The 24135-nt window shown below is 71.7% G+C and carries 21 protein-coding genes; 10 read left to right on the forward strand and 11 right to left on the reverse strand.

Annotated elements, in window-relative coordinates:
• Nucleotides 1-25: 25 nt before the first annotated feature.
• Entirely contained in the window at nt 26-952 is a 927-nt protein-coding gene (locus KUM03_RS13350) for a metallophosphoesterase (RefSeq protein ID WP_217247481.1), read from the reverse strand.
• A 131-nt stretch (nt 953-1083) separates the two neighbouring features.
• Here KUM03_RS13350 and KUM03_RS13355 point away from each other — a divergent pair, with 131 nt between their 5' ends.
• A complete protein-coding gene (locus KUM03_RS13355; protein ID WP_217247489.1) occupies nt 1084-1548 on the forward strand; it encodes a GatB/YqeY domain-containing protein in 465 nt (154 codons plus the stop codon).
• Nucleotides 1549-1644: 96 nt separating this feature from the next.
• On the opposite strand, the gene KUM03_RS13360 is transcribed toward KUM03_RS13355, so the two are convergent.
• Nucleotides 1645-3927, reverse strand: coding sequence for a transglycosylase domain-containing protein (locus KUM03_RS13360; RefSeq protein WP_217247492.1), 2283 nt, complete (start codon nt 3925-3927; stop codon nt 1645-1647).
• A 460-nt stretch (nt 3928-4387) separates the two neighbouring features.
• Here KUM03_RS13360 and wblA point away from each other — a divergent pair, with 460 nt between their 5' ends.
• On the forward strand, nt 4388-4726 hold the full coding sequence (gene wblA / locus KUM03_RS13365) for a transcriptional regulator WblA (protein ID WP_019329806.1): 339 nt from the start codon (nt 4388-4390) through the stop codon (nt 4724-4726).
• An 88-nt stretch (nt 4727-4814) separates the two neighbouring features.
• Here the strand turns inward: wblA and KUM03_RS13370 are convergent, their stop codons facing one another.
• A complete protein-coding gene (locus tag KUM03_RS13370; RefSeq protein WP_217247499.1) occupies nt 4815-6179 on the reverse strand; it encodes an ArsA family ATPase in 1365 nt (454 codons plus the stop codon).
• Nucleotides 6176-7153, reverse strand: coding sequence for an ArsA-related P-loop ATPase (locus KUM03_RS13375; RefSeq protein ID WP_217247501.1), 978 nt, complete (start codon nt 7151-7153; stop codon nt 6176-6178). Before KUM03_RS13375 ends, KUM03_RS13370 begins: the two co-directional genes overlap by 4 nt.
• A 106-nt stretch (nt 7154-7259) precedes the next feature.
• Here KUM03_RS13375 and KUM03_RS13380 point away from each other — a divergent pair, with 106 nt between their 5' ends.
• From KUM03_RS13380 to KUM03_RS13400, 5 genes are all read left to right on the forward strand, one after another.
• Nucleotides 7260-7421 (forward strand): DUF4177 domain-containing protein, encoded by a 162-nt coding sequence (locus KUM03_RS13380; RefSeq protein ID WP_003975360.1) that lies wholly within the window; start codon nt 7260-7262, stop codon nt 7419-7421.
• Entirely contained in the window at nt 7418-7885 is a 468-nt protein-coding gene (locus KUM03_RS13385) for a RidA family protein (protein ID WP_073726585.1), read from the forward strand. Before KUM03_RS13380 ends, KUM03_RS13385 begins: the two co-directional genes overlap by 4 nt.
• A 723-nt stretch (nt 7886-8608) precedes the next feature.
• On the forward strand, nt 8609-9622 hold the full coding sequence (locus KUM03_RS13390) for an alpha/beta fold hydrolase (protein ID WP_217247509.1): 1014 nt from the start codon (nt 8609-8611) through the stop codon (nt 9620-9622).
• An 81-nt stretch (nt 9623-9703) separates the two neighbouring features.
• Nucleotides 9704-10639 (forward strand): NUDIX domain-containing protein, encoded by a 936-nt coding sequence (locus tag KUM03_RS13395; RefSeq protein WP_217247511.1) that lies wholly within the window; start codon nt 9704-9706, stop codon nt 10637-10639.
• Complete coding sequence (locus tag KUM03_RS13400; protein ID WP_217247513.1) at nt 10636-11478, forward strand: MBL fold metallo-hydrolase; 843 nt, start codon at nt 10636-10638, stop codon at nt 11476-11478. Before KUM03_RS13395 ends, KUM03_RS13400 begins: the two co-directional genes overlap by 4 nt.
• Nucleotides 11479-11521: 43 nt before the next feature.
• Here KUM03_RS13400 and KUM03_RS13405 read toward each other — a convergent pair whose 3' ends face one another.
• Entirely contained in the window at nt 11522-12196 is a 675-nt protein-coding gene (locus KUM03_RS13405; protein WP_217247519.1) for a Crp/Fnr family transcriptional regulator, read from the reverse strand.
• Between the two features lie 276 nt (nt 12197-12472).
• On the opposite strand from KUM03_RS13405, the gene nth reads away from it, so the two are divergent.
• The 3 genes from nth to KUM03_RS13420 are packed head-to-tail and all read left to right on the forward strand — an operon-like array spanning nt 12473 to nt 15496.
• Complete coding sequence (nth, locus tag KUM03_RS13410; RefSeq protein WP_308406317.1) at nt 12473-13489, forward strand: endonuclease III; 1017 nt, start codon at nt 12473-12475, stop codon at nt 13487-13489.
• 52 nt (nt 13490-13541) lie between these two features.
• Nucleotides 13542-14249 carry a CoA pyrophosphatase gene (locus tag KUM03_RS13415; protein ID WP_217247521.1) on the forward strand — a complete coding sequence of 236 codons (708 nt, stop codon included), beginning with the start codon at nt 13542-13544 and terminating at the stop codon, nt 14247-14249.
• 47 nt (nt 14250-14296) lie between these two features.
• Complete coding sequence (locus KUM03_RS13420; RefSeq protein ID WP_217247527.1) at nt 14297-15496, forward strand: MarP family serine protease; 1200 nt, start codon at nt 14297-14299, stop codon at nt 15494-15496.
• Nucleotides 15497-15547: 51 nt separating this feature from the next.
• Here KUM03_RS13420 and KUM03_RS13425 read toward each other — a convergent pair whose 3' ends face one another.
• From KUM03_RS13425 to KUM03_RS13450, 6 genes are all read right to left on the reverse strand, one after another.
• Nucleotides 15548-15739 carry a hypothetical protein gene (locus KUM03_RS13425; protein WP_217247529.1) on the reverse strand — a complete coding sequence of 64 codons (192 nt, stop codon included), beginning with the start codon at nt 15737-15739 and terminating at the stop codon, nt 15548-15550.
• A gap of 128 nt (nt 15740-15867) precedes the next feature.
• A complete protein-coding gene (locus KUM03_RS13430) occupies nt 15868-16836 on the reverse strand; it encodes an alpha/beta fold hydrolase (protein WP_217247537.1) in 969 nt (322 codons plus the stop codon).
• The gene (locus tag KUM03_RS13435; protein ID WP_073726602.1) at nt 16833-17321 is read right to left on the reverse strand and encodes a phage holin family protein; all 489 of its coding nucleotides are present in this window, start codon (nt 17319-17321) and stop codon (nt 16833-16835) included. The genes KUM03_RS13430 and KUM03_RS13435 overlap by 4 nt, the downstream gene beginning before the upstream one ends.
• A 115-nt stretch (nt 17322-17436) precedes the next feature.
• A complete protein-coding gene (gene nhaA / locus KUM03_RS13440) occupies nt 17437-18861 on the reverse strand; it encodes a Na+/H+ antiporter NhaA (protein WP_217247539.1) in 1425 nt (474 codons plus the stop codon).
• A 215-nt stretch (nt 18862-19076) separates the two neighbouring features.
• The gene (gene acs / locus KUM03_RS13445) at nt 19077-21032 is read right to left on the reverse strand and encodes an acetate--CoA ligase (RefSeq protein WP_217247541.1); all 1956 of its coding nucleotides are present in this window, start codon (nt 21030-21032) and stop codon (nt 19077-19079) included.
• A gap of 217 nt (nt 21033-21249) precedes the next feature.
• Nucleotides 21250-23790: a SulP family inorganic anion transporter gene (locus tag KUM03_RS13450; protein ID WP_217247543.1), complete on the reverse strand. Its 2541-nt coding sequence runs from the start codon at nt 23788-23790 to the stop codon at nt 21250-21252.
• Between the last annotated feature and the right edge of the window lie 345 nt (nt 23791-24135).

Below are 24135 nucleotides of genomic sequence, written 5' to 3' on the forward strand. Positions count from 1 at the left end.
CCGGCCCGCCCGGGAACCCGCCTCGCTACTCCCGCCCCACCATCGTCAGCAGCGTCGCCTCCGGTGGGCAGGCGAAGCGGACCGGGGTGTAGCGGTTGGTGCCGCAGCCCGCCGAGACGTGGAGGTAGGAGGTGTGGCCCTCGGCCGTGTGCGTGGACAGGCCCTTCACGCGGTCCGTGTCCAGGTCGCAGTTGGTGACCAGGGCGCCGTAGAAGGGGATGCAGAGCTGGCCGCCGTGGGTGTGGCCGGCCAGGACCAGGGGGTAGCCGTCCGCCGTGTAGGAGTCCAGGACGCGCAGGTACGGGGCGTGGACGACGCCCATCGAGAAGTCGGCGGTGCCGGACGGGCCGCCGGCCACCTCCGCGTACCGGTCGCGCTTGATGTGCGGGTCGTCCAGTCCCGTCAGCTCGACGGAGACGCCCTCGACCTTGAGCGTGCCGCGCGTGTTCGTGAGGTTCTGCCAGCCGGCGGCGTCGAAGCCGTCGCGCAGGTCCTCCCACGGGTTGTGGACGGCGCCCGCTGCGGGCGCGTTGCCGTTCAGGCCGTGGCGGCCCTGGGCCTTCTCGATCAGGTACCGGGCGGGATTGCGCAGCTTGGGACCGTAGTAGTCGTTGGAGCCGAAGACGTAGGCGCCCGGGAACTCCATCAGGGGGCCCAGCGCGTCCAGGACCTCCGGGACGCCCTCCGGGTCGGACAGGTTGTCGCCGGTGTTGATCACGAAGTCGGGGCGCAGACCGGCCAGGGAGCGCAGCCAGCGCTGCTTCTTGCGCTGGCCGCCGACCATGTGGATGTCGGAGACCTGGAGCACGCGCAGCGGGCGCATCCCGGAGGGCAGGACGGGGATGGTCACCCGTCGCAGGCGGAAGGAACGGGCCTCGAAGCCCGCCGCGTAGACCAGACCGGCGGCGCCAACCGCCGTGATTCCCAGGGGTACTCCGTATCGCGCGCGCATGTGTCCATCGTGTCAGAAGCGGGGGCGGGAGCGAGGGCGGGAGCGGGGGCGGGAGCCCGCCGGGTGGCTGTTCGCCGGGGCGCCATTAATCGGCAGGCGTCCTTTCCCCGGTACCTGCGACAATCATCACCATGACCACGCTCAAGTCGAAGCTGCAGGACGACCTCAACGCCGCGATCAAGGAGCGCGACGAGCTCCGCTCCTCGACGCTCCGGCTGACGCTCGCCGCGATCACCAAGGAGGAGGTCGCGGGGAAGGAGAAGCGGGAGCTCTCCGACGACGAGGTACAGAAGGTGATCACCCGCGAGGCGAAGAAGCGCCGCGAGGCCGCCGACGCCTTCGCCCAGGGCGGTCGCGCCGAGAGCGCCGAGCGGGAGAAGGCGGAGGGCGAGGTACTCGCCGCCTACCTGCCCAAGCAGCTGTCCGACGACGAGCTGAACGCGATCGTCGCGCAGGCCGTCGAGGAGGCCAGGGCGGCGGGCGCCGAGGGGCCGCGGGCCATGGGCGCCGTCATGAAGATCGTGAACCCGAAGGTGGCCGGGCAGGCCGAGGGCGGCCGGGTCGCCTCGGCTGTCAAGAAGCTGCTGGCGGGCTGAACGCCGGCCGCACTTGGCGGTGGATTGCAAGGAGAAGGCCGGTGGCCCCCACCCGAAAGGTGGGGGCCACCGGCCTTCTCGCGCACGGGGACGACCTCAGTCGCGCCGTCCGCCGATGCCGCCGTTGCCCTGGCCCTGGATGAAGTTGCCCCAGCCGCCGTCGTTGCCGCCGTTGCCCGTGCCGCCGTCGATCAGGCCGCCGATGACGCCGCCGGGGTCGCCGGCACCGGGGTCGCCGTCGCCGTTGCCTCCGTCGTCCCGGTCGCCGTCGTCGTTCCCGCGGCCCTTGTCCTTGTCCTTGTCGGCCGCGTCCGGGATGTGGACGATGTTGAACTCGTCCGCGGGCTTGCCCTCCAGGGCGCCCGACATCATGTCCCGCCAGATCGGTCCGGGAACCGCGCCGCCGAAGACCTTGGCGTGCGGGACACCGCCGATGGTGATGTCGATCATCTTCCGCTCGTGCTTCGGGTCACCGACCCACACGGCGCCGGCCAGGTTCGGCGTGTAGCCCACGAACCAGGCCGCGAAGCGCTCGTCGGTCGTACCGGTCTTGCCCGCGCTGTCGCGGCTGTCGAGGCCGGCCTGCGTACCCGTACCGTCCTCGACGACACCCTGCAGGAGCGTGTTGATGGTGTCGGCCGTGGTCTCCGACATCGCCCGCGAGCAGGTGGACTTCGGGACCTCGAGCGACTTGCTCTTGTTGCCGATCCGCTGGGTGATCGACTCGATGGCGATCGGCGTGCAGTGCATGCCGCGCGAGGCGAAGGTCGCGTACGCGCTCGCCATGGTCAGCGGGGAGACCTCGGTGACGCCGAGGGCGATGGACGGGGTCTGCTCCAGCTTGTTGCCGTTGGCGCGCTCGACGCCCATCTTGTCCGCCATCTGCGTCACCGGGCAGATGCCGATGTCGCTGATCAGCTGTACGTAGTAGGTGTTGACCGAGAGAGCGGTCGCCTCCTTCATGTCGTACGGGCCGACCTCGGTCTCGTTCTCGTTGGCGAGCTTCGAGCCCGCGCTGTTCACCCAGTTCTTGCCGCCGCAGACCGGGACCGGGCTCGGGTACTCCATCTCGTACGGCGACGAGTACGTCTGGGTCGCCGGGGTGCCGCCCTCGAGCGCGGCGGCGGCCACGATCGGCTTGAACGTCGAGCCGGGCTGGTAGCCGGCGCCGCCGCCCATGTCGTTGTTGACCGACAGGTTGAGGGTCGTCTCGCCCTTCTTGATGTCGACGCCGTAGGGGCGCGACTGGCCCATCGCGACGATCTTGCCGGTGCCGGGCTCGACGATGGTGGCCGCGGTCGCCACGTCGTCGCTCGTGTAGACGTGGTCCTTGATCGACTTCTGCACCGACTCCTGGGCCTGCGGGTCGAGGGTGGTGCGGATCGTCAGGCCGCCCTGGTTCCAGATCTTGGCCCGGTCCTCCTTGGTCTTGCCGAAGACCGGGTCGCTCAGGAACACCTCGCGCACGTAGTCGCAGAAGAAGCCCGCGCCCTTGACGGCCGTGATGCAGCCGTTCTTCGGCCGGCTGACCTTCAGCCCGAGGGGCGTCTCCTGTGCCTTGTCGGCCTCCGCCTGGGAGATGTCACCGACCTGGGCCATGCGCGCGAGTACGACGTTGCGCCGCTTGGTGGCCTCGGCCTCGTCGTTGATCGGGTCGTACCGGCTGGGCGACTGGACGATGCCGGCGAGGAGGGCGGCCTCCTGGAGGTTGAGGTCCTTGGCGGACTTGGAGAAGTAGCGCTGGGAGGCGGCCTCGACGCCGTAGGCCTGCTGGCCGAAGAACGTGATGTTCAGGTAGTTCTCGAGGATCTTCTTCTTGCCCAGCTCCTCCTCGACCTGGATGGCGAGCTTCAGCTCGCGGATCTTGCGGCCGATGGTCTGCTGGGTGGCCTGGGCGACCTTCGTCGGGTCGTCGCCGGCCTCCTCCACGAAGACGTTCTTGACGTACTGCTGGGTGAGCGTGGACGCGCCCTCGGAGACCTCGCCGCTGCGCGCGTTCTTGTTGAGCGCGCGCAGGACGCCCTTGAGGTCGATGGCGCCGTGCTCGTAGAAGCGCGAGTCCTCGATCGCGACGATCGCCTTCTGCATGTACGGCGAGATCTCCTTGAGGGGGACCACCGTGCGGTCGCGCGAGTAGACCGTGGCGATGGTGCCGCCCTCGGCGTCGAGGATCGAGGTGCGCTGGCTGAGCGGGGGAGTCTTCAGGTTGGCCGGGAGAGCGTCGAAGCTCTCCACCGACCCCTTGGCGGCCAGCCCCAGCGCGCCCACGGCGGGCAACGCGATGCCGGCCAGCACTGCTCCCGCGAGCACACTGACACCGAGGAACTTGGCGGCCTGCTGCGTTGGTGACAGACCACCGCCCGAGCGCTTCTTTGGCATGGAGGCAGCCTACGTTCTCATTCGCCGGACACGCGTATATGCCTTGGCCTAAGCTGCACTCAACTGTCACAGCAGTGAGGCCACGTATCAATACGTCCGGCGACCCCGAATCGTTCCGGACCCGCTCGACTTTTTTCCGAGAGGCCCCGCTGGGGGGCGCGTTGGTGTGTACCGGCGTGCGTCACGGCGTGGGGAGTGCGTGTCCGAATCCGCCTTGGGTGTCAATCGGTGTCCGTTGTGGCGCAACAAGAATGACCCTTATGCCGGGATAATCACGCATGTCGCCAGCTCACTCCCCCGGGTGATCTGCCGCTTACCCATAGTCCGTTCGGGCCATTCAAGATTGGGCCCGAAGGGGGTGTTGCGCTGTGCCCACCTTCCGTAACGTCCTCAACTGGCGGCGGTGAATATGCCGCTGCCGCCGTGGGGGAGCCTCGATTCGGGAGAGGACGGCGCCGGTATGGGCTGGGTAACCGACTGGAGTGCGCAGGCCGCCTGCCGCACTACCGATCCGGACGAACTGTTCGTTCAAGGAGCAGCGCAGAACAGGGCCAAGGCGGTGTGCACCGGATGCCCGGTGCGGACCGAGTGCCTGGCCGACGCGCTCGACAACCGCGTCGAGTTCGGCGTGTGGGGAGGCATGACGGAACGGGAACGCCGCGCACTGCTGCGCCGGCGGCCCACCGTGACCTCCTGGCGCCGGCTCCTGGAGACGGCGCGGACGGAGTACGAACGAGGGGCCGGCATCGTGCCCCTTGACGACGAAGAGGTCTACGAGAACTACGCGGCCGTGGGCTGAGCGGGGCCGGACGGTCCCCGGCCACGGACACGGGGCCGGATCAGGCGCCGGACACCGGACCGGATCAGGCGCCGGACGCCGGACCGGATCAGGCGCCCGGCTCGGGCAGCTCCGGCTCGCCCGTCGCGAGACGGGCCCCGATGTCCCGCAGCCCCGCGAGGTCGTGCACGTCGCCGGGGAGCGCGGCCACTTCGGTGACCGCCACCTCGGGGTGACGTGCGGTGAAGCGGTCACGCGTGCGCTGCTCGCGGGCGAGCAGGTGCATGCGCTCCGCGTGCAGCCGCAGCAGGCCCGCGGTGAGCCGGTCGACGGACCGCTCCGGTGTGTCCTCCACAGGGTCGGCGGCTTCGGGAGCCTCGGGTTCCTCCGCAGGGGGCTCGGGAGTGTCTGAACTGTCTTGCAAGTCGGGGGAGTTACGAACTCCAGCTTTCCCGTCGTCCTGATCCACAATGCGGGGATCCTCAAGATTTTCCGCGGCGGCGAGCGCCCGCTCGGCCGACAGCCGGTCGGCGCCGCTGCCGTGGACGCGGTTGAGCACCAGACCCGCGAGCGGCATGTCCTCGGCGGCCAGCCGCTCCACGAAGTACGCGGCCTCGCGCAGTGCGTCCCGCTCCGGGGCCGCGACCACCAGGAAAGCCGTCCCGGGCGCCTGGAGCAGCTTGTACGTCGCGTCCGCGCGGGTACGGAAGCCGCCGAACATCGAGTCCATCGCGGCCACGAAGGTCTGCACGTCCTTCAGGAACTGGCCGCCCAGTACCTTCCCCAGGACGCCGGTCATCATCGACATGCCGACGTTCAGGAACTTCATGCCGGCCCGGCCGCCGACCTTCGCCGGGGCCAGCAGGACGCGGATCAGCTTGCCGTCCAGGAAGGAACCGAGGCGCTTGGGGGCGTCCAGGAAGTCCAGCGCCGAGCGGGACGGCGGGGTGTCCACGACGATGAGGTCCCAGTCGTCCCGGGCCCGCAGTTGCCCCAGCTTCTCCATCGCCATGTACTCCTGCGTGCCCGCGAAGCCCGCCGAGAGCGACTGGTAGAAGGGATTGCCCAGGATCGCCGCCGCCCGGTCGGGGTCCGCGTGCGCCTCGACGATCTCGTCGAAGGTCCGCTTCATGTCGAGCATCATGGCGTGCAGCTCACCGCCCGCCGCGTCGTCGACGCCCTTCACCCGGCGCGGGGTGTTGTCCAGTGAGTCGATGCCCATGGACTGGGCGAGCCGCCGGGCCGGGTCGATGGTGAGGACGACCACCTTGCGACCGCGCTCGGCCGCGCGCAGGCCGAGGGCCGCCGCGGTGGTCGTCTTTCCGACCCCGCCCGAGCCGCAGCACACCACGATGCGGGTCTCCGGGTCCGCCAGCAGCGGGTCGATGTCGAGCACCCGCGCGGGGGACAGCTGCCGTGCGCCCTCCTGGTGGCGGGCGCTCTCCTGGTAGCTACCGGCCGGGTCCGGACTCATGCGATCCCCTGCTTCCGCAGCTCGGTGGCCAGTTCGTACAGGCCCGCCAGGTCCATGCCCTCGGCGAGCAGCGGCAGTTCGTGCAGCGGAAGGTCCAGTCCGGTCAGGACGGCCCGCTGCTCCTCCTCCAGGGCGTACCGCTCGGCGTACTCCCCGGCCTGTGCCAGCAGCGGGTCCACCAGCCGCTCGGCGTGCCCGCCGCGCCGCGCCCCGCCGAGCCCGGCGGCGGACAGGGAGCGGGCGAGCGCCGTACGCGGTGTGTCCCGTACGAGGTCCAGCGCGGCGGCGTCCAGCACCGCGGGCCGGACCATGTTGACGACGACCCGCCCCACCGGGAGCCGCGCCGCCCGCAGCTCGGCGATGCCGTCCGCGGTCTCCTGGACCGGCATCTCCTCCAGCAGCGTCACCAGGTGCACGGCGGTCTCCCGCGACTTCAGCACCCGCATCACCGCCTGCGCCTGATTGTGTATCGGGCCGACCTTCGCGAGTCCGGCCACCTCGTCGTTGACGTTGAGGAAGCGGGTGATGCGGCCGGTCGGCGGGGCGTCCATGACGACGTAGTCGTACGCGAACCGCCCGCTCTTGTCCTTGCGCCGCACCGCCTCGCAGGCCTTGCCGGTCAGCAGGACGTCTCTGACCCCGGGCGCGATGGTGGTCGCGAAGTCGATCGCCCCGAGCTTCTTCAGCGCCCGTCCGGCGCTGCCCAGTTTGTAGAACATCTGGAGGTAGTCCAGAAGCGCCAGCTCGGGGTCGATGGCCAGGGCGTACACCTCCCCGCCCCCGGGAGCGACGGCGATCTTCCGCTCCTCATAAGGCAGCGCTTCGGTTTCGAAGAGCTGCGCGATGCCCTGGCGACCCTCGACCTCGACGAGAAGCGCGCGCTTCCCCTCGGTGGCCAGGGCCAGCGCGAGGGCCGCGGCCACCGTGGTCTTGCCGGTTCCGCCCTTGCCGCTGACGACCTGGAGCCTGCTCACGTATTCGAGCGTAACCAGTCCGCCCGCCGAGTACGCCGGAGGCTGTGGACAACGTCGTCCCGGCCGACCGCCGGAGGGGCGGTGGGCAACGGCTAGAGTCGGCCACATGACCAAGTGGGAATACGCAACCGTGCCGCTGCTCGTCCATGCCACGAAGCAGATTCTGGACACCTGGGGCGAGGACGGCTGGGAGCTCGTCCAGGTCGTGCCCGGGCCGAACAACCCCGAGCAGCTCGTGGCCTACCTGAAGCGGGAGAAGCAGGCGTGAGCGCCGTCGAGGCCAAGCTGGCCGAGCTCGGTCTGACGCTGCCCGAGGTCGTCCCGCCGCTGGCCGCCTACCAGCCGGCCGTGCAGTCCGGCCCCTACGTGTACACCTCCGGCCAGCTGCCCATGCTGGACGGCAAGCTTCCGGTCACCGGCAAGGTGGGCGCCGAGGTCACGCCGGACGAGGCCAAGGAGCTGGCGCGCACCTGCGCGCTGAACGCCCTGGCCGCCGTGAAGTCCGTCGCCGGTGACCTCGACCGCGTCGCGCGCGTCGTGAAGGTCGTCGGCTTCGTCGCGTCCGCGTCCGACTTCACCGGCCAGCCGGGCGTGATCAACGGCGCCAGTGAACTCCTCGGCGAGGTGCTGGGCGACAAGGGCGTCCACGCCCGCAGCGCGGTCGGCGTGGCGGTCCTGCCGCTGGACGCGCCGGTCGAGGTCGAGGTGCAGGTGGAGCTGACGCAGGCGTAACGCGCCACCCGCGCGTGACGCAGGCGCAACGGCCACCGCGCGGGTGCGGCGGCCGTTACGGCCACCGCGCGGGCGTGCGGCCCCGGGCGTGTCGCGCGGAGCATGCGGCTCCCGCGGCGCGCCCCCCGGTGCCCGGTGGGACCGAAGCGCGGGCGTGTGTTGCCGGCCCGGCGACAAGGCTCGCCTCCCCGGGTACGCCGCCGCAGGCGTCACGCGCCTCCCGCGCGTGACGCAGGCGTAACGGCCACCGCGCGGGTGCGGCGGCGAGGGCGTGCGGCTTCGCACATATCGGGCGGTCCGTGTGGCTCCTGCGGGGCGCCCCCGTGCCGTGCGGTTCCTGCGGCGTCCCTCCGCGCCGGGTGGGACCGGAAGCGCGGGCGTGTGTTGCCGGCCGGGCAACGAAGCTCGCCTCCCCGGATACGCCGCCGCAGGCGTCACGCGCCTCCCGTGCGTGATGCAGGCGTAGCGGCCACCGCGCGGGTGCGGCGGCGAGGGCGTGCGGCTCCGGGCGTGTCGGGCGGGGTGCGTGGCTCCTGCGGGGTGCCCCCGTGCCGTGCGGTTCCTGCGGCGCTTCTCCGCGCCGGGTGGGGCCGGAAGCGCGGGCGGGCGTTGCCGGGCCGGCAACAAGGCTCGCCTCCCCGGGCGCGCCGCCGCAGGATCGCCTCGGTGCCCCCGCGCGGAGCGGTGCCGGCACCGGACCGACCGCACGTGCCAGGAGGAGCCATGCCGCAGCCGCCCGCGACCGACCGACACCGTCCCGTCCACCGTCTGGTGCCCTCCCCGGCCGGGCGGATCCACCTGGTGGAGCAGGGCAGCGGGCCGCTGGTCCTGCTCGTGCACGGCTTCCCGGAGTCCTGGTACTCCTGGCGCCGCCAGTTGCCCGCGCTCGCCGCCGCCGGCCACCGCGCGGTCGCCGTCGACGTACGCGGCTACGGACGCTCCTCGCGGCCGGAGGCGGTCGAGGCGTACCGGATGCTCGACCTGGTGGCGGACCAGGTCGCCGTGGTGGAGGCCCTCGGGGAGCGGTCCGCGGTGATCGTCGGCCACGACTGGGGCGCGACCGTCGCCGCGCACTGCGCGCTGCTGCGGCCCGACGTGTTCCGCGCGGTGGGCCTGCTGAGCGTTCCGTACACCCCGCCCGGCGGCCCGAAGCCGAGCGAGGTGTTCGCCGGCATGAGCGATCCCGCCGGGCCGTTCGCCGGGCAGGAGTTCTACGTCTCGTACTTCCAGGAGCCCGGCCGCGCCGAGGCGGAGATCGAGCCGGACGTACGCGGCTGGCTCGCCGGTTTCTACGCCGCCCTGTCAGCCGACACCATGCCGGCGCCCGACGCCCCCGACCCGCACTTCGTCGCCCCCGGCGGCAGGCTCCGCGACCGTTTCCCGGCCCACGGGCGGTTGCCCTCCTGGCTGAGCGAGGAGGAGCTGGACGTATACGCGGGGGAGTTCGAGCGCACCGGCCTGACCGGCGCCCTCAACCGCTACCGCAACATGGACCGGGACTGGGCCGACCTGGCCGCTCACCGGGGCGCCCCGATCACCCAGCCGTCCCTCTTCCTGGGCGGCGGCCTCGACGCCTCCACCACCTGGCTGTCCGACGCGATCGAGGCGTACCCCGAGACGCTGCCCGGCCTGACCGCCTCGCACCTGATCGACGGCTGCGGGCACTGGCTCCAGCAGGAGCGCCCCGAGGAGACGAACCGGCTGCTCACCGAGTGGCTGGCCGCCCTCCCCGGCTGACCCGCGCCCGCCCCCGGCCGGCGCACGCCCCGCCCCCGGGGGCCACTCGAACATCCGCCCGTCACCGGATAGCCTCCGGCCATGGCGAACGGTCACGCGAACGAGCAGGCGAACGGCCAGTGGTACCCACCCGAGTGGCCGGACCGCATCCGCGCGCTGGCGGCCGGCACCCTCACGCCGGTCACCCCCAAGCGCGCGGCCACCGTCATGCTCCTGAAGGACACCGGCACCGGCCCGGCTGTCCACATGCTGCGCCGCCGCACCTCCATGGCGTTCGCGGGGGGCGCGTACGCCTATCCGGGTGGCGGTGTCGACCCGCGCGACGACGACCGTGACATCGGCTGGGCGGGCCCCACGCGCGCGTGGTGGGCGGACCGGCTCGGTGTCGACGAGGCGGGCGCCCAGGCGATCGTCTGCGCGGCCGTGCGGGAGACCTTCGAGGAGGCCGGTGTGCTGCTGGCCGGCCCGAGGGGCGACACGGTGGTCGGCGACACGACGGGCGCCGACTGGGAGGCCGACCGGACCGCCCTGGTCGACCGTGAGCTGTCCTTCGCGGAGTTCCTGGACCGCCGGGGCCTCGTCCTGCGCTCCGACCTGCTGGGCGCCTGGGCGCGCTGGATCACCCCGGAGTTCGAGTCCCGCCGCTACGACACGTGGTTCTTCGTCGCCGCCCTGCCCGAGGGGCAGCGCACCCGCAACGCCTCCACGGAGGCCGACCGCACGGTGTGGATCACCCCGGCCGACGCCGCGGCCGGGTACGACAAGGGCGAACTGCTGATGATGCCGCCGACCGTCGCGACCCTGCGCGGTCTGGCGCAGTGCGGTACGGCGGCCGGGGCGCTCGCGTCGGCCCCGGGCCGTGACATGACGCCGGTACTGGCGCGGGCGCGGCTGGTCGGCGGGGAGATCGTGCTCTCCTGGCCGGGACACGACGAGTTCACCAAGCACGTGCCGGGCACAGCACCGGACAAGGCACCGGCGACACCTTCCGAACCGACCCCGGGAGCCCCCGCATGACGAACGCGGCAGCACTGCCCGGCCAGCCGAGGGGCGGCGTCCTCTCGGGGCCCGCCACCGCCCGCGCGGTGAACGTCCTCGCGCCCAACGCCTCCGCGATGACCCTGGACGGCACGAACACCTGGATCCTCGCCGAGCCCGACTCCGACCTGGCCGTCGTCGTCGACCCGGGCCCACTGGACGACACCCACCTGCGGCACGTCGTCGACACGGCCGAGCGGGCGGGCAGGCGCGTCGCCCTCACCCTGCTGACGCACGGTCACCCGGACCACGCGGAGGGCGCCGCGCGCTTCGCCGGGCTGACGGGGACGAACGTACGGGCGCTGGACCCGGCGCTGCGGCTGGGCGACGAGGGGCTGGCCGCCGGGGACGTGATCGAGGTCGGCGGCCTGGAGCTGAGGGTCGTACCCACCCCCGGGCACACGGCGGACTCCCTGTGCTTCCATCTCCCGGCCGACCGGGCGGTCCTGACGGGCGACACCGTCCTGGGGCGCGGTACGACCGTGGTGGCCCACCCTGACGGGCGGCTCGGCGACTACCTGGACTCCCTGCGCCGCCTCAGGTCGCTCACGGCAGACGACGGGGCGCACACGGTGCTCCCGGGGCACGGGCCGGTCCTGGACGACGCCCAGGGCGCCGTCGAGTACTACCTCGCCCATCGCGCCCACCGCCTCGCCCAGGTCGAGACGGCGGTGGAGGACGGTTACCGGACTCCGGCGGAGGTCGTCGCCCGCGTCTACGCGGACGTCGACCGTTCACTGTGGCCGGCGGCGGAGCTGTCGGTGCGGGCGCAGCTGGAGTACCTGGGCGAGCACGGGATCGTCCAGCTGCCCGAGTAGGTCCCCGGGCAGCTGCCAGCTGCCCAGCAGGCCCCCGGGCGCGTCAGCGGGAGCGCTTGGCCAGCCGCTCCACGTCCAGCAGGATCACCGCGCGGGCCTCCAGGCGGAGCCAGCCGCGCTGGGCGAAGTCCGCCAGCGCCTTGTTGACCGTCTCGCGGGACGCGCCGACCAGCTGGGCCAGCTCCTCCTGCGTCAGGTCGTGCACCACGTGGATGCCCTCCTCGGACTGCACGCCGAAGCGGCGGGACAGGTCCAGCAGGGCGCGGGCGACACGGCCGGGGACGTCCGAGAAGACCAGGTCCGACATCGCGTCGTTGGTCTTGCGCAGGCGGCGCGCGACGGCGCGCAGCAGGGCGGTGGCCACCTCCGGACGCACGCTCAGCCAGGGCTGGAGGTCGGGGTGGCCGAGGGCGAGCAGCTTCACCTCGGTCAGCGCGGTGGCGGTCGCCGTGCGCGGGCCCGGGTCGAAGAGCGACAGCTCGCCGATCAGCTCGCTGGGACCGACCACGGCCAGCATGTTCTCGCGGCCGTCGGGGGACGTGCGGTGGAGCTTCACCTTGCCTTCCGTGACCACGTAGAGGCGGTCTCCGGGGTCCCCCTCGTGGAACAGTGAGTCGCCGCGGGCGAGGGTCACCTCACTCATGGAGGCGCGGAGCTCCGCGGATTGCTCGTCGTCGAGCGCCGCGAAGAGCGGGTTGCGCCGCAGAACGTCGTCCACGAGTTCTCTCCTTGTCGACCGGCTCAGAGGATCTTGTTCCCCCGGTGTACCAGGGGTCCGTGGTGCCCATTTTGCCGGACAGTCCAAACAGTGTGATCTGTCACAAGGATGCCGCACTGGTGTCCCGGGGTACGCGGCAGGGGTCCAATTGGGCGCCGATCTTCGAGGTCCGGGGCGGATGTCGGTGGCGGGCCGTAGGCTGGCCGGGTGTCCAAATCGCCGGTGAGAGCACAGGCAGAGGGGGCTGCACGGGTGGGTGTACGTCGCGATTCCGCTGTGGGCGAACAGGGCCCCGATGGCGGTAGGGAAACGGCGAAAGCGACAAAAAAGGCGGCACCTGCCAAGAGGGTGACCGCGGAGAAGGGTGCCGTGAAGAAGTCCGCCGAGAAGAGCGTCAAGAAGCAGGCGGCCGTCAAGAAGCAGGCGCCCGCCAAGAAGCCCCCCGTCGCCCCAAAGAAGGCCACCGCCGCCGTCAAGGGCGTCGCACCGGCGAAGACCGTCGCCGCGAAGCCGGCGCGCGAGGAGTCCCGCACCGCGCTGGTCCGCCGCGCCCGCCGCATCAACCGCGAGCTCGCCGAGGTCTACCCGTACGCCCACCCGGAGCTGGACTTCGAGAACCCCTTCCAGCTGGTCGTGGCCACCGTGCTGTCCGCCCAGACCACCGACCTGCGCGTCAACCAGACGACACCCGCGCTCTTCGCGAAGTACCCGACCCCCGAGGACCTGGCCGCCGCCAACCCCGAGGAGGTCGAGGAGATCCTCCGCCCCACCGGCTTCTTCCGGGCCAAGACCAAGTCGGTCATAGGGCTGTCCAAGGCGTTGGCGGAGGACTTCGGCGGCGAGGTCCCCGGCCGCCTCGAAGACCTCGTCAAACTGCCCGGAGTGGGCCGCAAGACCGCCTTCGTCGTGCTGGGCAACGCCTTCGGCCGCCCCGGCGTCACCGTGGACACCCACTTCCAGCGCCTGGTGCGCCGCTGGCAGTGGACCGCCGAGACCGACCCGGACAAGATCGAGGCCGCCGTCGGCGCGCTCTTCCCGAAGAGCGACTGGACCGACCTCTCCCACCACGTCATCTGGCACGGCCGCCGGATCTGCCACGCCCGCAAGCCCGCCTGCGGCGCCTGCCCGATCGCCCCGCTCTGCCCGGCGTACGGCGAGGGCGAGACGGACCCCGAGAAGGCGAAGAAGCTCCTGAAGTACGAGAAGGGCGGCCTCCCCGGCCAGCGGCTGAACCCGCCGCAGGCGTACCTGGACGCGGGCGGGAAGCCGGCGCCGCCGCTGGGGGCCGGGTGACGGAACGATCTCGGGGGCGTCGGGCGTTGGAATCGGCAGGACGGGGGTGGAGATGACTCGGGCGAGTGACACGCAGGGCGGCACACGCGGCGCCATGCTCAGCACGGAGGGCCTGCCCGGCTGGCTGGACCCGGTGGTGCGGGCCGTCGCGACGGTGCGGCCCACCCAGCTGAGCCGCTTCCTGCCCCCCGAGGACGGCGCCGGACGCCAGTCCGCCGTGCTGATCCTGTTCGGCGAGGGTGAGGGCGGCCGGGGCCCGGAGCTGCTGCTGATGGAGCGGGCCGGCACGCTGCGCTCGCACGCCGGGCAGCCGGCCTTCCCGGGTGGTGCCCTCGATGCCGAGGACGGCGACCCGCTGGGCGAGGGGCCGCTGCGGGCCGCGCTGCGCGAGGCCGAGGAGGAGACCGGCCTCGACCCGTCCGGCGTGCAGCTCTTCGGCGTCCTGCCGAGGCTCTACATCCCGGTCAGCGAGTTCGTCGTCACCCCGGTCCTCGCCTGGTGGCGCGAGCCCACCCCCGTCGGCGTGGTCGATCCGAACGAGACCGCGCGGGTCTTCACCGTCCCCGTGGCCGATCTCACGGACCCCGCCAACCGGGTCACCACCCTCCACCCCAGCGGCCACAAGGGCCCCGCGTTCCTGGTCGAATCGGCGCTCGTCTGGGGGTTCACGGCCGGCATCATCGACCGGTTGCTGCACTTCGCGGGCTGGGAGCGGCCCTGGGACAGGGAGAAGCAGGTCCCGTTGGACTGGCGGTCATGACAGGGTGACCGGTGTGAGCGTAGGACGACGAGGCGGGGCCTGAATCGGTGAACGTGCTGGACATCCTCTTGCTGCTGGCCGCCGTCTGGTTCGCGATCGTCGGCTTCCGCCAGGGTTTCGTCGTCGGCATCCTGTCCGTGATCGGCTTCCTCGGCGGCGGCCTCGTCGCCGTCTATCTGCTGCCGGTGATCTGGGACGCGCTGACGGACAACGCGGAGGTGAGCACGACCGCCGCCGTCGTCGCGGTCGTCGTCGTCATCGTCTGCGCCTCCGTCGGCCAGGCCCTGACCACGCACCTCGGCAACAAGCTGCGGCGCTACATCACCTGGTCCCCGGCCCGCGCCCTGGACGCCACCGGCGGCGCGCTGGTCAACGTGGTGGCGATGCTGCTGGTCGCCTGGCTGATCGGTGCCGCCCTCGCCCAGACGACCATGCCGACGATAGGCAAGGAGGTCCGGCAGTCCCACGTGCTGTCGGGCGTGCAGGAGGTGCTGCCGGACCAGGCCGACACCTGGTTCAACAGCTTCAGCTCCGTCCTCGCGCGCAACGGTTTCCCACAGGTCTTCAGCCCGTTCGCCAACGAGCCGATCACCGAGGTCCAGCCGCCCGATCCCGCGCTGGCGAACAGCCCGGTCGCCGTCCGCGCCAAGCGTTCCATCGTGAAGGTCATGGGCACCGCCCCCGACTGCGGCAAGGTCCTGGAGGGCACCGGCTTCGTCTTCGCCGAGCGCCGCGTCATGACCAACGCCCACGTGGTGGGCGGCGTCGACGAGCCCACGGTGCAGATAGGCGGCGAGGGCAGGAAGTACGACGCGACGGTCGTCCTCTACGACTGGCGGCGCGACATCGCCGTACTGGACGTGCCGGAACTGGACGCGCCCGCGCTGCGGTTCAGCGAGGAGGACGCGGTCCGCGACGACGGCGCGATCGTGGCCGGCTTCCCGGAGAACGGGGCGTACGACGTCCGCGCCGCGCGCGTGCGCGGGCGCATCACGGCCAACGGCCCGGACATCTACCACCGCGACACCGTCGGCCGCGACGTGTACTCGCTGTACGCGACCGTCCGTCAGGGCAACTCCGGCGGCCCGCTGCTGACGCCCGAGGGGGAGGTCTACGGCGTGGTCTTCGCCAAGTCCCTGGACGACGCCCAGACCGGCTACGCGCTCACCGCGGACGAGATCCGCGAGGACATCGTCGAGGGCCGCACCGCCAACCAGCAGGTGGACAGCGACAGCTGCGCGCTCTAGACGTCGGCTTCCGGTTCGGAGCCCGAGGAGGTCGCGGCCGGAGCGCGGGCGTCAGCTGACGCCGCGTGGATGGCGCAGGCGTACGGAGACCCAGCGGGCCCGGCGGCGCAGGATGCGCGGAATGCCCACCCGGAGGTCCGCCGCCGCAAGTTGCGGGGTGCCGCCTCGTCGGTGGGTGCTGCTCACGCCGCTCGTGGAGCGGCCGTCGCGTGCTACGTCACTGTAGTCGTGCGTCCAGCCCATACCTCGACGTGTGCCCCCGCCCGAAGGTCGATAACCGTTCCGGGGGCGTCCAATTGGCCTATGCGCCGGGCAAGTGGCCGTTCATCAGGACAAGCGTTCCGGTTCGGGTACCGGGAGCGTCCGTACGGTCACCGATCGGGTTCGGGGTCCTTCAGCCAATTGATCAGTTCGGTGGAAAAAGCGACCGGGTCCTCTTCGTGCGGGAAGTGCCCGAGTCCGTCGAACAGCCGCCAGCGGTAGGGCGCTTCGACGTACTGCCCGGAACCGGCCGCGCTCCGGGTCCGCATCACCGGGTCCAGCGAGCCGTGCAGGTGCAGCGTCGGCACCCGCACCGGCCGCTTCATGCGGCGGTAGAACTGGATGCCGTCCGGACGGGCGAGCGAGCGCACCAGCCAGCGGTACGGCTCGACGGAGCAGTGGGCCGTGGAGGGGATGCACATGGCACGGCGGTAGGCCGCCACCGCCTCCTCGTCCAGCGGCCGGGGGCCCGACCAGTCGTCGATCAGGCGCCCGACCAGCGCGCCGTCGTCCGCCGTCAGTTGGCGCTCCGGGACCCAGGGGCGCTGGAACCCCCAGATGTAGGAGCCCGCGCGGGTCTGGCGGACGTCCCCGAGCATGGCCGAGCGCCAGCGCCGAGGGTGCGGCATCGAGGAGACCGCGAGCCGTCGTACGAGCTTGGGCCGCATCGCGGCGGCCGTCCAGGCCAGGTAGCCGCCCAGGTCGTGGCCGACCAGCGCGGCGTCCGGCTCGCCGAGGGAGCGGATCACGCCGGTGATGTCGAGGGCGAGACCGGCGGGGTCGTAGCCGCGCGGGGTGCGGTCGCTGCCGCCGACGCCGCGCAGGTCCATGGCGACGGCGCGGAAACCGGCGTCCGCGAGCGCCGTCAGCTGGTGCCGCCAGGTCCACCAGAACTGCGGGAAGCCGTGCAGCAGCAGCACCAGCGGCCCGTCCCCCGCCTCCGCGATGTGGAAGCGGGCGCCGTTGGCGGCGACGTCCCGGTGGGTGACCTCGTGCCCGCCGGGGATGTCGAGGCGTACGACCGAGGCGGGGTTCTGCGCCGACGGGGATGGCTCCATCGGGCTGGCGGCGTCCGTCATGAGGACGAGCGTGCCACAGCCTCGATGGCTTCGGGGGACCGGTCCGCGGGCAGCTCGGGACGCGGGTGCGGCTTGGCGTTCTGCAGCACGCCCGCCGACTGCTTCACCGAGGCGGCGACCTTCTGCGGGCCCTTGCCCTTCTTGGCCTTCTTCGCGAAGACGACGCCGATCAGCGCGAGCAGGCCGGCGACGAGGACGTTCGCCGCGAAGGACAGCAGGAAGCAGACCGCCATGTTCCAGCCGCTCCAGGTCCGGATGCCGTAGGCCAGCGCGAAGCTGAGCATCGGCAGCGAGAACACCAGCAGCAGGCCCGCGAGCGAGAACGCGCCGCCGCTCGTCGCCCCGCGCTTGACGTCCTGCCGCAGCTGGGCCTTGGCCAGTGCGATCTCGTCGTGCACGAGCGCCGACAATTCGGTGGTCGCCGAGGCGAACAGCTGGCCGATGCTGCGTTCGGTGCCGACCGGGCTGCCGTCGGGTGCGCTCATCGCGTCTCTCCCTCTTCCGCTGGCTGATCTGCGTACGGTTCCGTGGCCGTCGGACGCCGCCTGACTACCGCGGGCCCGACCGCGTACGGTCCGTCTTTTGTACCGTCTCGTCAGATCATGCCGGACCGTCGCCCTCATCGCCTGCCCCGCCCGGCACTTCGGCAAGCCGCGCCGCCTCCATCTCCTCGGCGATCCGGCGGTGCTCGGCGGCCTTCTTCTCGTAGACCGCGGCCACCCGCAGGTGGTACGCGGGGTCGTCCTCCTCGTAGATGTCCGGTACGCCGCTGAGGTCCTCGTCGCGCTCCTCGGCCTCGGTCAGCTTGCGGTACTTGGCGTTCCGTATCTTCAGCAACACGGTGGCCAGCAGCGCCGCGACGACCGAGCCGGTCAGGACGGCGGCCTTGACCTCGTCGGTCAGCGCCGCGTCGCCCTCGAAGGCCAGCTCGCCGATCAGCAGCGACACGGTGAAGCCGATGCCGGCCAGCGTGGCCACCGCGAACACGTCGGCCCACTCGAGGTCGTCGCTGAGCGAGGCCCGGGTGAAGCGCGCCGTCAGCCAGGTGCCGCCGAAGATGCCCAGCGTCTTGCCGACGACGAGCCCGAGGACCACGCCCAGGGTCTCCGGCTTGGTGAACACGTCGGCCAGCGCCCCGCCCGAGATCGACACGCCCGCGCTGAACAGCGCGAACAGCGGCACGGCCAGACCCGCCGACAGGGGGCGGACCAGGTGCTCGATGTGCTCGCCGGGGGAGTGCCGCTCGCCCTCGCGGGTGTGGCAGCGCAGCATCAGGCCCATCGCGACGCCGGCGATGGTGGCGTGGACGCCGCTGTTGTACATCAGCCCCCAGACGACGAGGCCGAGCGGGACGTACACGTACCAGCCGCGCACCCCCTTGCGCAGCAGCAGCCAGAAGACGGCGAGGCCGACGACGGCGCCGCCGAGCGCGGCGAAGTTCAGGCTGTCGGTGAAGAAGACCGCGATGATCAGGATCGCGAAGAGGTCGTCGACGACGGCGAGGGTCAGCAGGAAGGCGCGCAGGGAGCTCGGCAGGGAGGTGCCGATGACAGCGAGCACGGCGAGCGCGAAGGCGATGTCGGTGGCGGTGGGCACGGCCCATCCGGCCAGAGAGCCGCCCCCGGCGGCGTTGGTGACCGTGTAGACGAGCGCCGGTACTGCCATGCCGCACAGCGCCGCGACCACGGGGAGCGCGGCGGCCTTCGGGTCCTTCAGGTCTCCTGCGACCAGCTCGCGCTTGAGCTCGATACCGGCGACGAAGAAGAAGATCGCGAGCAGTCCGTCGGCGGCCCAGTGCGCGACCGACAGGTCCAGGCCGAGGGACCCGATCCCGAAGTGGAAGTCGCTGACGCTCTCGTAGCTGTCGCTGAGCGCCGGTATGTTCGCCCACACCAGTGCGGCGATCGCGGCGACGAGCAGCAGCACGCCGCCGACGGTCTCGGTGCGCAGCGCTTCGGCGACGTAGTTCCGCTCGGGGAGGGACAGCCGTCCGAAGGCTTTGCGGGGTGTGCGGGGCGCGGTCACGGGGAGGTCCTCCGGTCGATGGGCAGCACGGACACGCTTGCCGACCAGACTTCCCGGCACACCATGAGGATCTTGTTGAGCTTCTTACGCGTTCCTTAGCCTACCTAAACTGCCGTGGTGCTGCCGGGTGACCTTCGTGACGGTACGCAACCGGACGAAGCGCATGAAAAGGGCACCCGGCTGGTCTTGCGCCGGGTGCCCTTCACGTGGGTGTCTCAGTCCTCGCTGGGCGCCGCGGGGAGCTTCGACTGGATGAGGTCCATCACGGTGGAGTCCGCCAGCGTCGTGACGTCACCGACCTGACGGTTCTCCGCCACGTCGCGCAGCAGGCGGCGCATGATCTTGCCGGAGCGGGTCTTGGGCAGCTCGCCCACCGGCAGGATGCGCTTGGGCTTGGCGATCGGGCCGAGCGTGGCGCCTACGTGGTTGCGCAGCTCCGTGACCAGGTCCTCGGACTCCGCCGCCGCGCCGCGCAGGATCACGAAGGCCACGATGGCCTGCCCGGTCGTCTCGTCGGCCGCGCCGACCACGGCCGCCTCGGCGACGGACGGGTGGGAGACGAGGGCCGACTCGACCTCGGTGGTGGAGATGTTGTGGCCGGAGACCAGCATCACGTCGTCGACGCGGCCGAGCAGCCAGATGTCGCCGTCGTCGTCCTTCTTGGCGCCGTCGCCCGCGAAGTACTTGCCCTCGAAGCGCGACCAGTACGTGTCGATGAACCGCTGGTCGTCGCCCCAGATGGTGCGCAGCATCGACGGCCACGGCTCGGTGAGGACCAGGTAGCCGCCCCCGCCGTTCGGCACCTCGTTCGCCTCGTCGTCGACGACGGTGGCCGAGATGCCGGGCAGCGCGCGCTGGGCGGAGCCCGGCTTGGCGTGGGTGACGCCCGGCAGCGGCGTGATCATCATGGCGCCGGTCTCGGTCTGCCACCAGGTGTCGACGACCGGTGTGGCGTCCGCACCGATGTTCTTGCGGTACCAGATCCACGCCTCGGGGTTGATCGGCTCGCCGACCGAGCCGAGGACCCGCAGCGAGGACAGGTCGAACTTCGCGGGGATGTCGTCGCCCCACTTCATGAACGTCCGGATCGCGGTGGGGGCGGTGTAGAGGATCGAGACCTTGTACTTCTGCACGATCTCCCAGAAGCGGCCCTGGTGCGGGGTGTCCGGGGTGCCCTCGTACATGACCTGCGTCGCGCCGTTGGCGAGTGGGCCGTAGACGATGTACGAGTGGCCGGTGACCCAGCCGACGTCGGCGGTGCACCAGTAGACGTCGGTCTCCGGCTTGAGGTCGAAGACGGCCCAGTGCGTGTACGCCGTCTGCGTGAGGTAGCCGCCGGAGGTGTGCAGGATGCCCTTCGGCTTACCCGTCGTACCGGACGTGTACAGGATGAACAGCGGGTGCTCGGCGTCGAACGCCTCCGGCGTGTGCTCGGCGGACTGCCGCTCGACGGTCTCGTGCCACCACTTGTCGCGGGAGTCGTCCCACGCCACGTCCTGGCCGGTGCGGCGCACGACGAGGACGTGCTCCACGGTGCCGGCGCGCTCCACGGCCTCGTCGACGGCGGGCTTGAGGGCGGAGGGCTTGCCGCGCCGGTAGCCGCCGTCGGAGGTGATGACGACCTTGGCGTCGGCGTCCTGGATACGGGTCGCGAGCGCGTCCGAGGAGAAGCCGCCGAAGACCACCGAGTGGGCGGCGCCGATCCGGGCGCAGGCCAGCATCGCGATCGCCGTCTCCGGGATCATCGGCATGTAGACGGCGACCCGGTCGCCCTTCTGCACGCCGAGTTCCAGCAGGGCGTTGGCGGCCTTGGAGACCTCGTCCTTGAGCTGGGCGTAGGTGATGGCGCGGCTGTCGCCGGGCTCGCCCTCGAAGTGGATGGCGACACGGTCGCCGTTGCCGGCCTCGACGTGGCGGTCGACGCAGTTGTGGGCGACGTTGAGCTTGCCGTCCTTGAACCACTTGGCGAACGGCGGGTTCGACCAGTCGAGGGTCTCGGTCGGCTCCTCGGCCCAGCTCAGCCGGCGGGCCTGCTCGGCCCAGAAGCCGAGCCGGTCGGCCTTGGCCTGTTCGTACGCCTCCGCCGTGACGTTGGCGTTCGCGGCCAGGTCGGCGGGGGGCGCGAACCTGCGCTCTTCCTTGAGCAGGTTGGCCAAGGATTCGTTGCTCACGACATCTCCCATTCTCAGGGTTGTCCGTTGTGTCCCAGGCCACAGCTCATCAGACCCGGGGGGCCGATGACAAGGGTCGACGGGCAACTGGTTTAGACCTGTGTGGCGGTCCGCTGTCCTCGTGGCCAGTGGTCATCAGTACCCACGGACGCCGACGGCGCGGGGTTCAGCGTCTGTTACGACGCTCACACTCCCCGCGCCTCGGCCCCTGTGCCGCTCAGGCGGTCAGGTCGGTCTCCAGGACCAGCTCGAACACGCCGTCCCCGGCGTCGCCCGGGTCCGGGGAGAGCAGGTACGCCTGGGCCTCGCCCACGTGGAAGTACATGCCGTGCAGCTCCAGGTCCCCGGCTCTCAGGGCCCGGGCCACCGCGTCGTGGGCCCGCAGGTGCTCCAGCTGCTGGACCACGTTGGCCAGGCACAGCCGCTCGGCCGCGTCGGCGGGCGGGCGTCCGGCCAGCAGGGGCCGGGTCTCGGTGCCCTCCGGCGGGCCTCCCGGCTCTCCGGGGAGCCGCTCCAGACTCGGCAGCCCGTGCCGCAGCCACCGCTTGAGCGGCGTCTGCGCCCCGCCGGTGTCGGTGCTGAGCAGCGCCTGCATGGCCCCGCACCCGGAGTGCCCGCACACGGTGATGGACCGCACCTTCAGCACGTCCACCGCGTACTCGATCGCGGCGGCCACCGAGTCGTCGCCGCTCTCCTCGCCGGGCAGCGGGACGAGATTGCCCACATTGCGCACGACGAAGAGGTCACCGGGACCGCTGGAGGTGATCATCGAGGTGACCACCCGCGAGTCGGCGCAGGTCAGGAAGAGCTGGGAGGGCTGCTGTCCCTCACGGGCCAGCCGGGCCAGCTCGCCGCGCACCAAGGGCGCGGTGTTGCGCTGGAACGCGCTGATGCCACGCGCCAGCTCCCGTCCGCTGAGCCCGCCGGGGGTGCCCGCGACGACCGGACCGGTGTGTTCGCCCGGTGCGACGGTCCCGTTGGGTCCGTGCCCGTCCGTCCCGCGCTGTGCGTTCTCGCTGTTCCGTGCGCTCTGTGCGCTCTCCTTGCTCTGTCCGCGCGATTCGCCGGTAGCGGGCGCGGTGTCGGCGTCCGTGCCGGTCCGGTCGCGCCGGTCGGTGCCGGGCGGGGGCGTCGGCTGTGGTGGCTCGCACTGGTGGTTGCGCCAGGGGGTCCAGGGGCGGCAGCGGCAACCGTCCGTGTCGGCCGGTTCGGAGATGCGGGTGCCCGGGCGGCGGCCGGTGATGTCGACGCGGCCTCCCTGCGCGGTGTGCGTCTTCTGCCAGTCCTGCAAGGTCTCGTACGCCGCGTGGTCCATGAACGACCCGTCCAGCTCCACGACGGTGTCCGAGCCCTGGGGCACCTGGTGCAGGACCCGGCTGAGCCGCGGCACCGCGAGGAACGTCAACTGGCCCCGCACGTGCACGTGGTGGACCCCTGCCGTCTCGTCGTGCCTGATCCGGGTGCGGGTCAGGCGGTGCAGGGCGACGCCGACGGCCACGGCGATGCCCAGCGCGACGCCCTCCAGGACGCCGAAGAACACCACGCCGCCGGTGGTGACGGCGTAGACCAGCACCTCGCGGTGGCGGGTCACCGTGCGGATGTGGTTCAGCGACACCATCTTCAGGCCGACGGCCATGACCAGGGCGGCGAGCGAGGCGAGCGGGATGAGCTCCAGGGCCGGGACCAGCAGCAGCGTGGCGATCAGTACGAGAAGGCCGTGCAGCATCGTGGAGTTCCGGCTGACGGCGCCGGCGGACACGTTCGCGGTGCTGCGTACGGCCACACCGGCGATGGGCAGTCCGCCGAGCGAGCCGGAGAGGATGTTGCCGGCGCCCTGGCCGAGCAGCTCGCGGTCGAGGTTGGAGCGCTTGACCCGGCCGGTCAGGCCCGGCCGGGCGGCGACCAGCTTGTCCACGGCGACCGCGCCGAGCAGCGACTGCACACTGCACACCAGCGTGGTCGTGAGCACGGCGGCGAGAAGGCCGAGCACCGGTCCGTCGGGCAGCGTCGCCAGGGCGTGGCTGCTCCAGGAGGGCAGGTCCACCTTGGGCAGGCGGAGCCCGGCCAGCGCCGCGACCGCGGTGGCGCCGGCGACGGCGATGAGGGCGGCGGGGAGCTTGCCCAGCAGCCGGCCGGCCCGGCCGGGGACGCGCGGCCAGAGCAGCAGCAGGGTCAGCGTCAGTACGCTCGCCGCCAGGTCGGCGGGGCGCAGGTTCGCCAACTGGGCGGGCAGCGCGAGCAGGTTGTCCGGCACGGAGCTCTGCGGGGTACCGCCGAGGACGATGTGCAGCTGGGCGACGGCGATGGTGACGCCGATGCCGGCGAGCATGCCGTGCACGATGGCGGGGCTCACGGCGAGCGCGGAGCGTGCCACGCGCAGGCAGCCGAGGCCGAGTTGGGCGATACCGGCGAGCACGGTGATGGCGCAGGTCGTGCGCCATCCGTACTGCTGGATGAGGTCGGCGGTGACCACGGTGAGCCCGGCGGCGGGTCCGCTGACCTGGAGGGGGCAGCCGCCGAGCCGTCCGACGACGATCCCGCCCACCGCGGCGGCGACGAGGCCGGCCTGGAGGGGGGCGCCGGTGGCGAGGGCGATGCCCAGGGAGAGGGGCAGGGCGATCAGGAAGACCGCGATCGAGGCCGACACGTCGGCGCCCGCGACGCGGAAGCGCCGGGGGCCGCCGGACGGCGGACTGTGGGGTGGGTGGATGTGTTCGGTCCGGGCCGAATCGGCGCGGGCGGGGACGCAGGACGACATGTTTCCCGTCTCCTACAGCGGCGGGATGCCGAGCGCCCGGCGGACGCTCGGTGCGTACGTGATGAGCGCTTGCGTACGTGATGAGCGCTGGTGAACGCGCTGGCGATTGCGCTCAGTAAATAGATCGTAATTCAGAGTAAAGACGAGGCATAGACTTTTCGCGCAAATGGAGTAATGCGCCGCTCAAGTGAGTGAATCAATGCATTTCATCGGCTTGTCGTACTAATTCCCTCTCGCATACGTGCCACCTTGACGGCGCTGATGCCACGTCCCCGGCTCAGCACCCGATTCACCCGACATCGCCGTCGTCGGCGTTGGCCCGAGAGAAGGAAGAAGGTGGGCGGA

Origin of the sequence: Streptomyces sp. AC602_WCS936, from assembly GCF_019049125.1 — a bacterium.
GTDB lineage: Bacteria > Actinomycetota > Actinomycetes > Streptomycetales > Streptomycetaceae > Streptomyces.

Excerpts from the sequence above, each read along its gene's own strand:
- KUM03_RS13350 (WP_217247481.1), bottom strand. The coding sequence starts at position 952 with ATGCGCGCGCGATACGGAGTACCCCTGGGAATCACGGCGGTTGGCGCC.
- KUM03_RS13355 (WP_217247489.1), top strand. The coding sequence starts at position 1,084 with ATGACCACGCTCAAGTCGAAGCTGCAGGACGACCTCAACGCCGCGATC.
- KUM03_RS13360 (WP_217247492.1), bottom strand. The coding sequence starts at position 3,927 with ATGCCAAAGAAGCGCTCGGGCGGTGGTCTGTCACCAACGCAGCAGGCC.
- wblA (WP_019329806.1), top strand. The coding sequence starts at position 4,388 with ATGGGCTGGGTAACCGACTGGAGTGCGCAGGCCGCCTGCCGCACTACC.
- KUM03_RS13370 (WP_217247499.1), bottom strand. The coding sequence starts at position 6,179 with ATGAGTCCGGACCCGGCCGGTAGCTACCAGGAGAGCGCCCGCCACCAG.
- KUM03_RS13380 (WP_003975360.1), top strand. The coding sequence starts at position 7,260 with ATGACCAAGTGGGAATACGCAACCGTGCCGCTGCTCGTCCATGCCACG.
- KUM03_RS13390 (WP_217247509.1), top strand. The coding sequence starts at position 8,609 with ATGCCGCAGCCGCCCGCGACCGACCGACACCGTCCCGTCCACCGTCTG.
- KUM03_RS13395 (WP_217247511.1), top strand. The coding sequence starts at position 9,704 with ATGGCGAACGGTCACGCGAACGAGCAGGCGAACGGCCAGTGGTACCCA.
- KUM03_RS13400 (WP_217247513.1), top strand. The coding sequence starts at position 10,636 with ATGACGAACGCGGCAGCACTGCCCGGCCAGCCGAGGGGCGGCGTCCTC.
- KUM03_RS13415 (WP_217247521.1), top strand. The coding sequence starts at position 13,542 with ATGACTCGGGCGAGTGACACGCAGGGCGGCACACGCGGCGCCATGCTC.
- KUM03_RS13425 (WP_217247529.1), bottom strand. The coding sequence starts at position 15,739 with ATGGGCTGGACGCACGACTACAGTGACGTAGCACGCGACGGCCGCTCC.
- KUM03_RS13430 (WP_217247537.1), bottom strand. The coding sequence starts at position 16,836 with ATGACGGACGCCGCCAGCCCGATGGAGCCATCCCCGTCGGCGCAGAAC.
- KUM03_RS13435 (WP_073726602.1), bottom strand. The coding sequence starts at position 17,321 with ATGAGCGCACCCGACGGCAGCCCGGTCGGCACCGAACGCAGCATCGGC.
- KUM03_RS13450 (WP_217247543.1), bottom strand. The coding sequence starts at position 23,790 with ATGTCGTCCTGCGTCCCCGCCCGCGCCGATTCGGCCCGGACCGAACAC.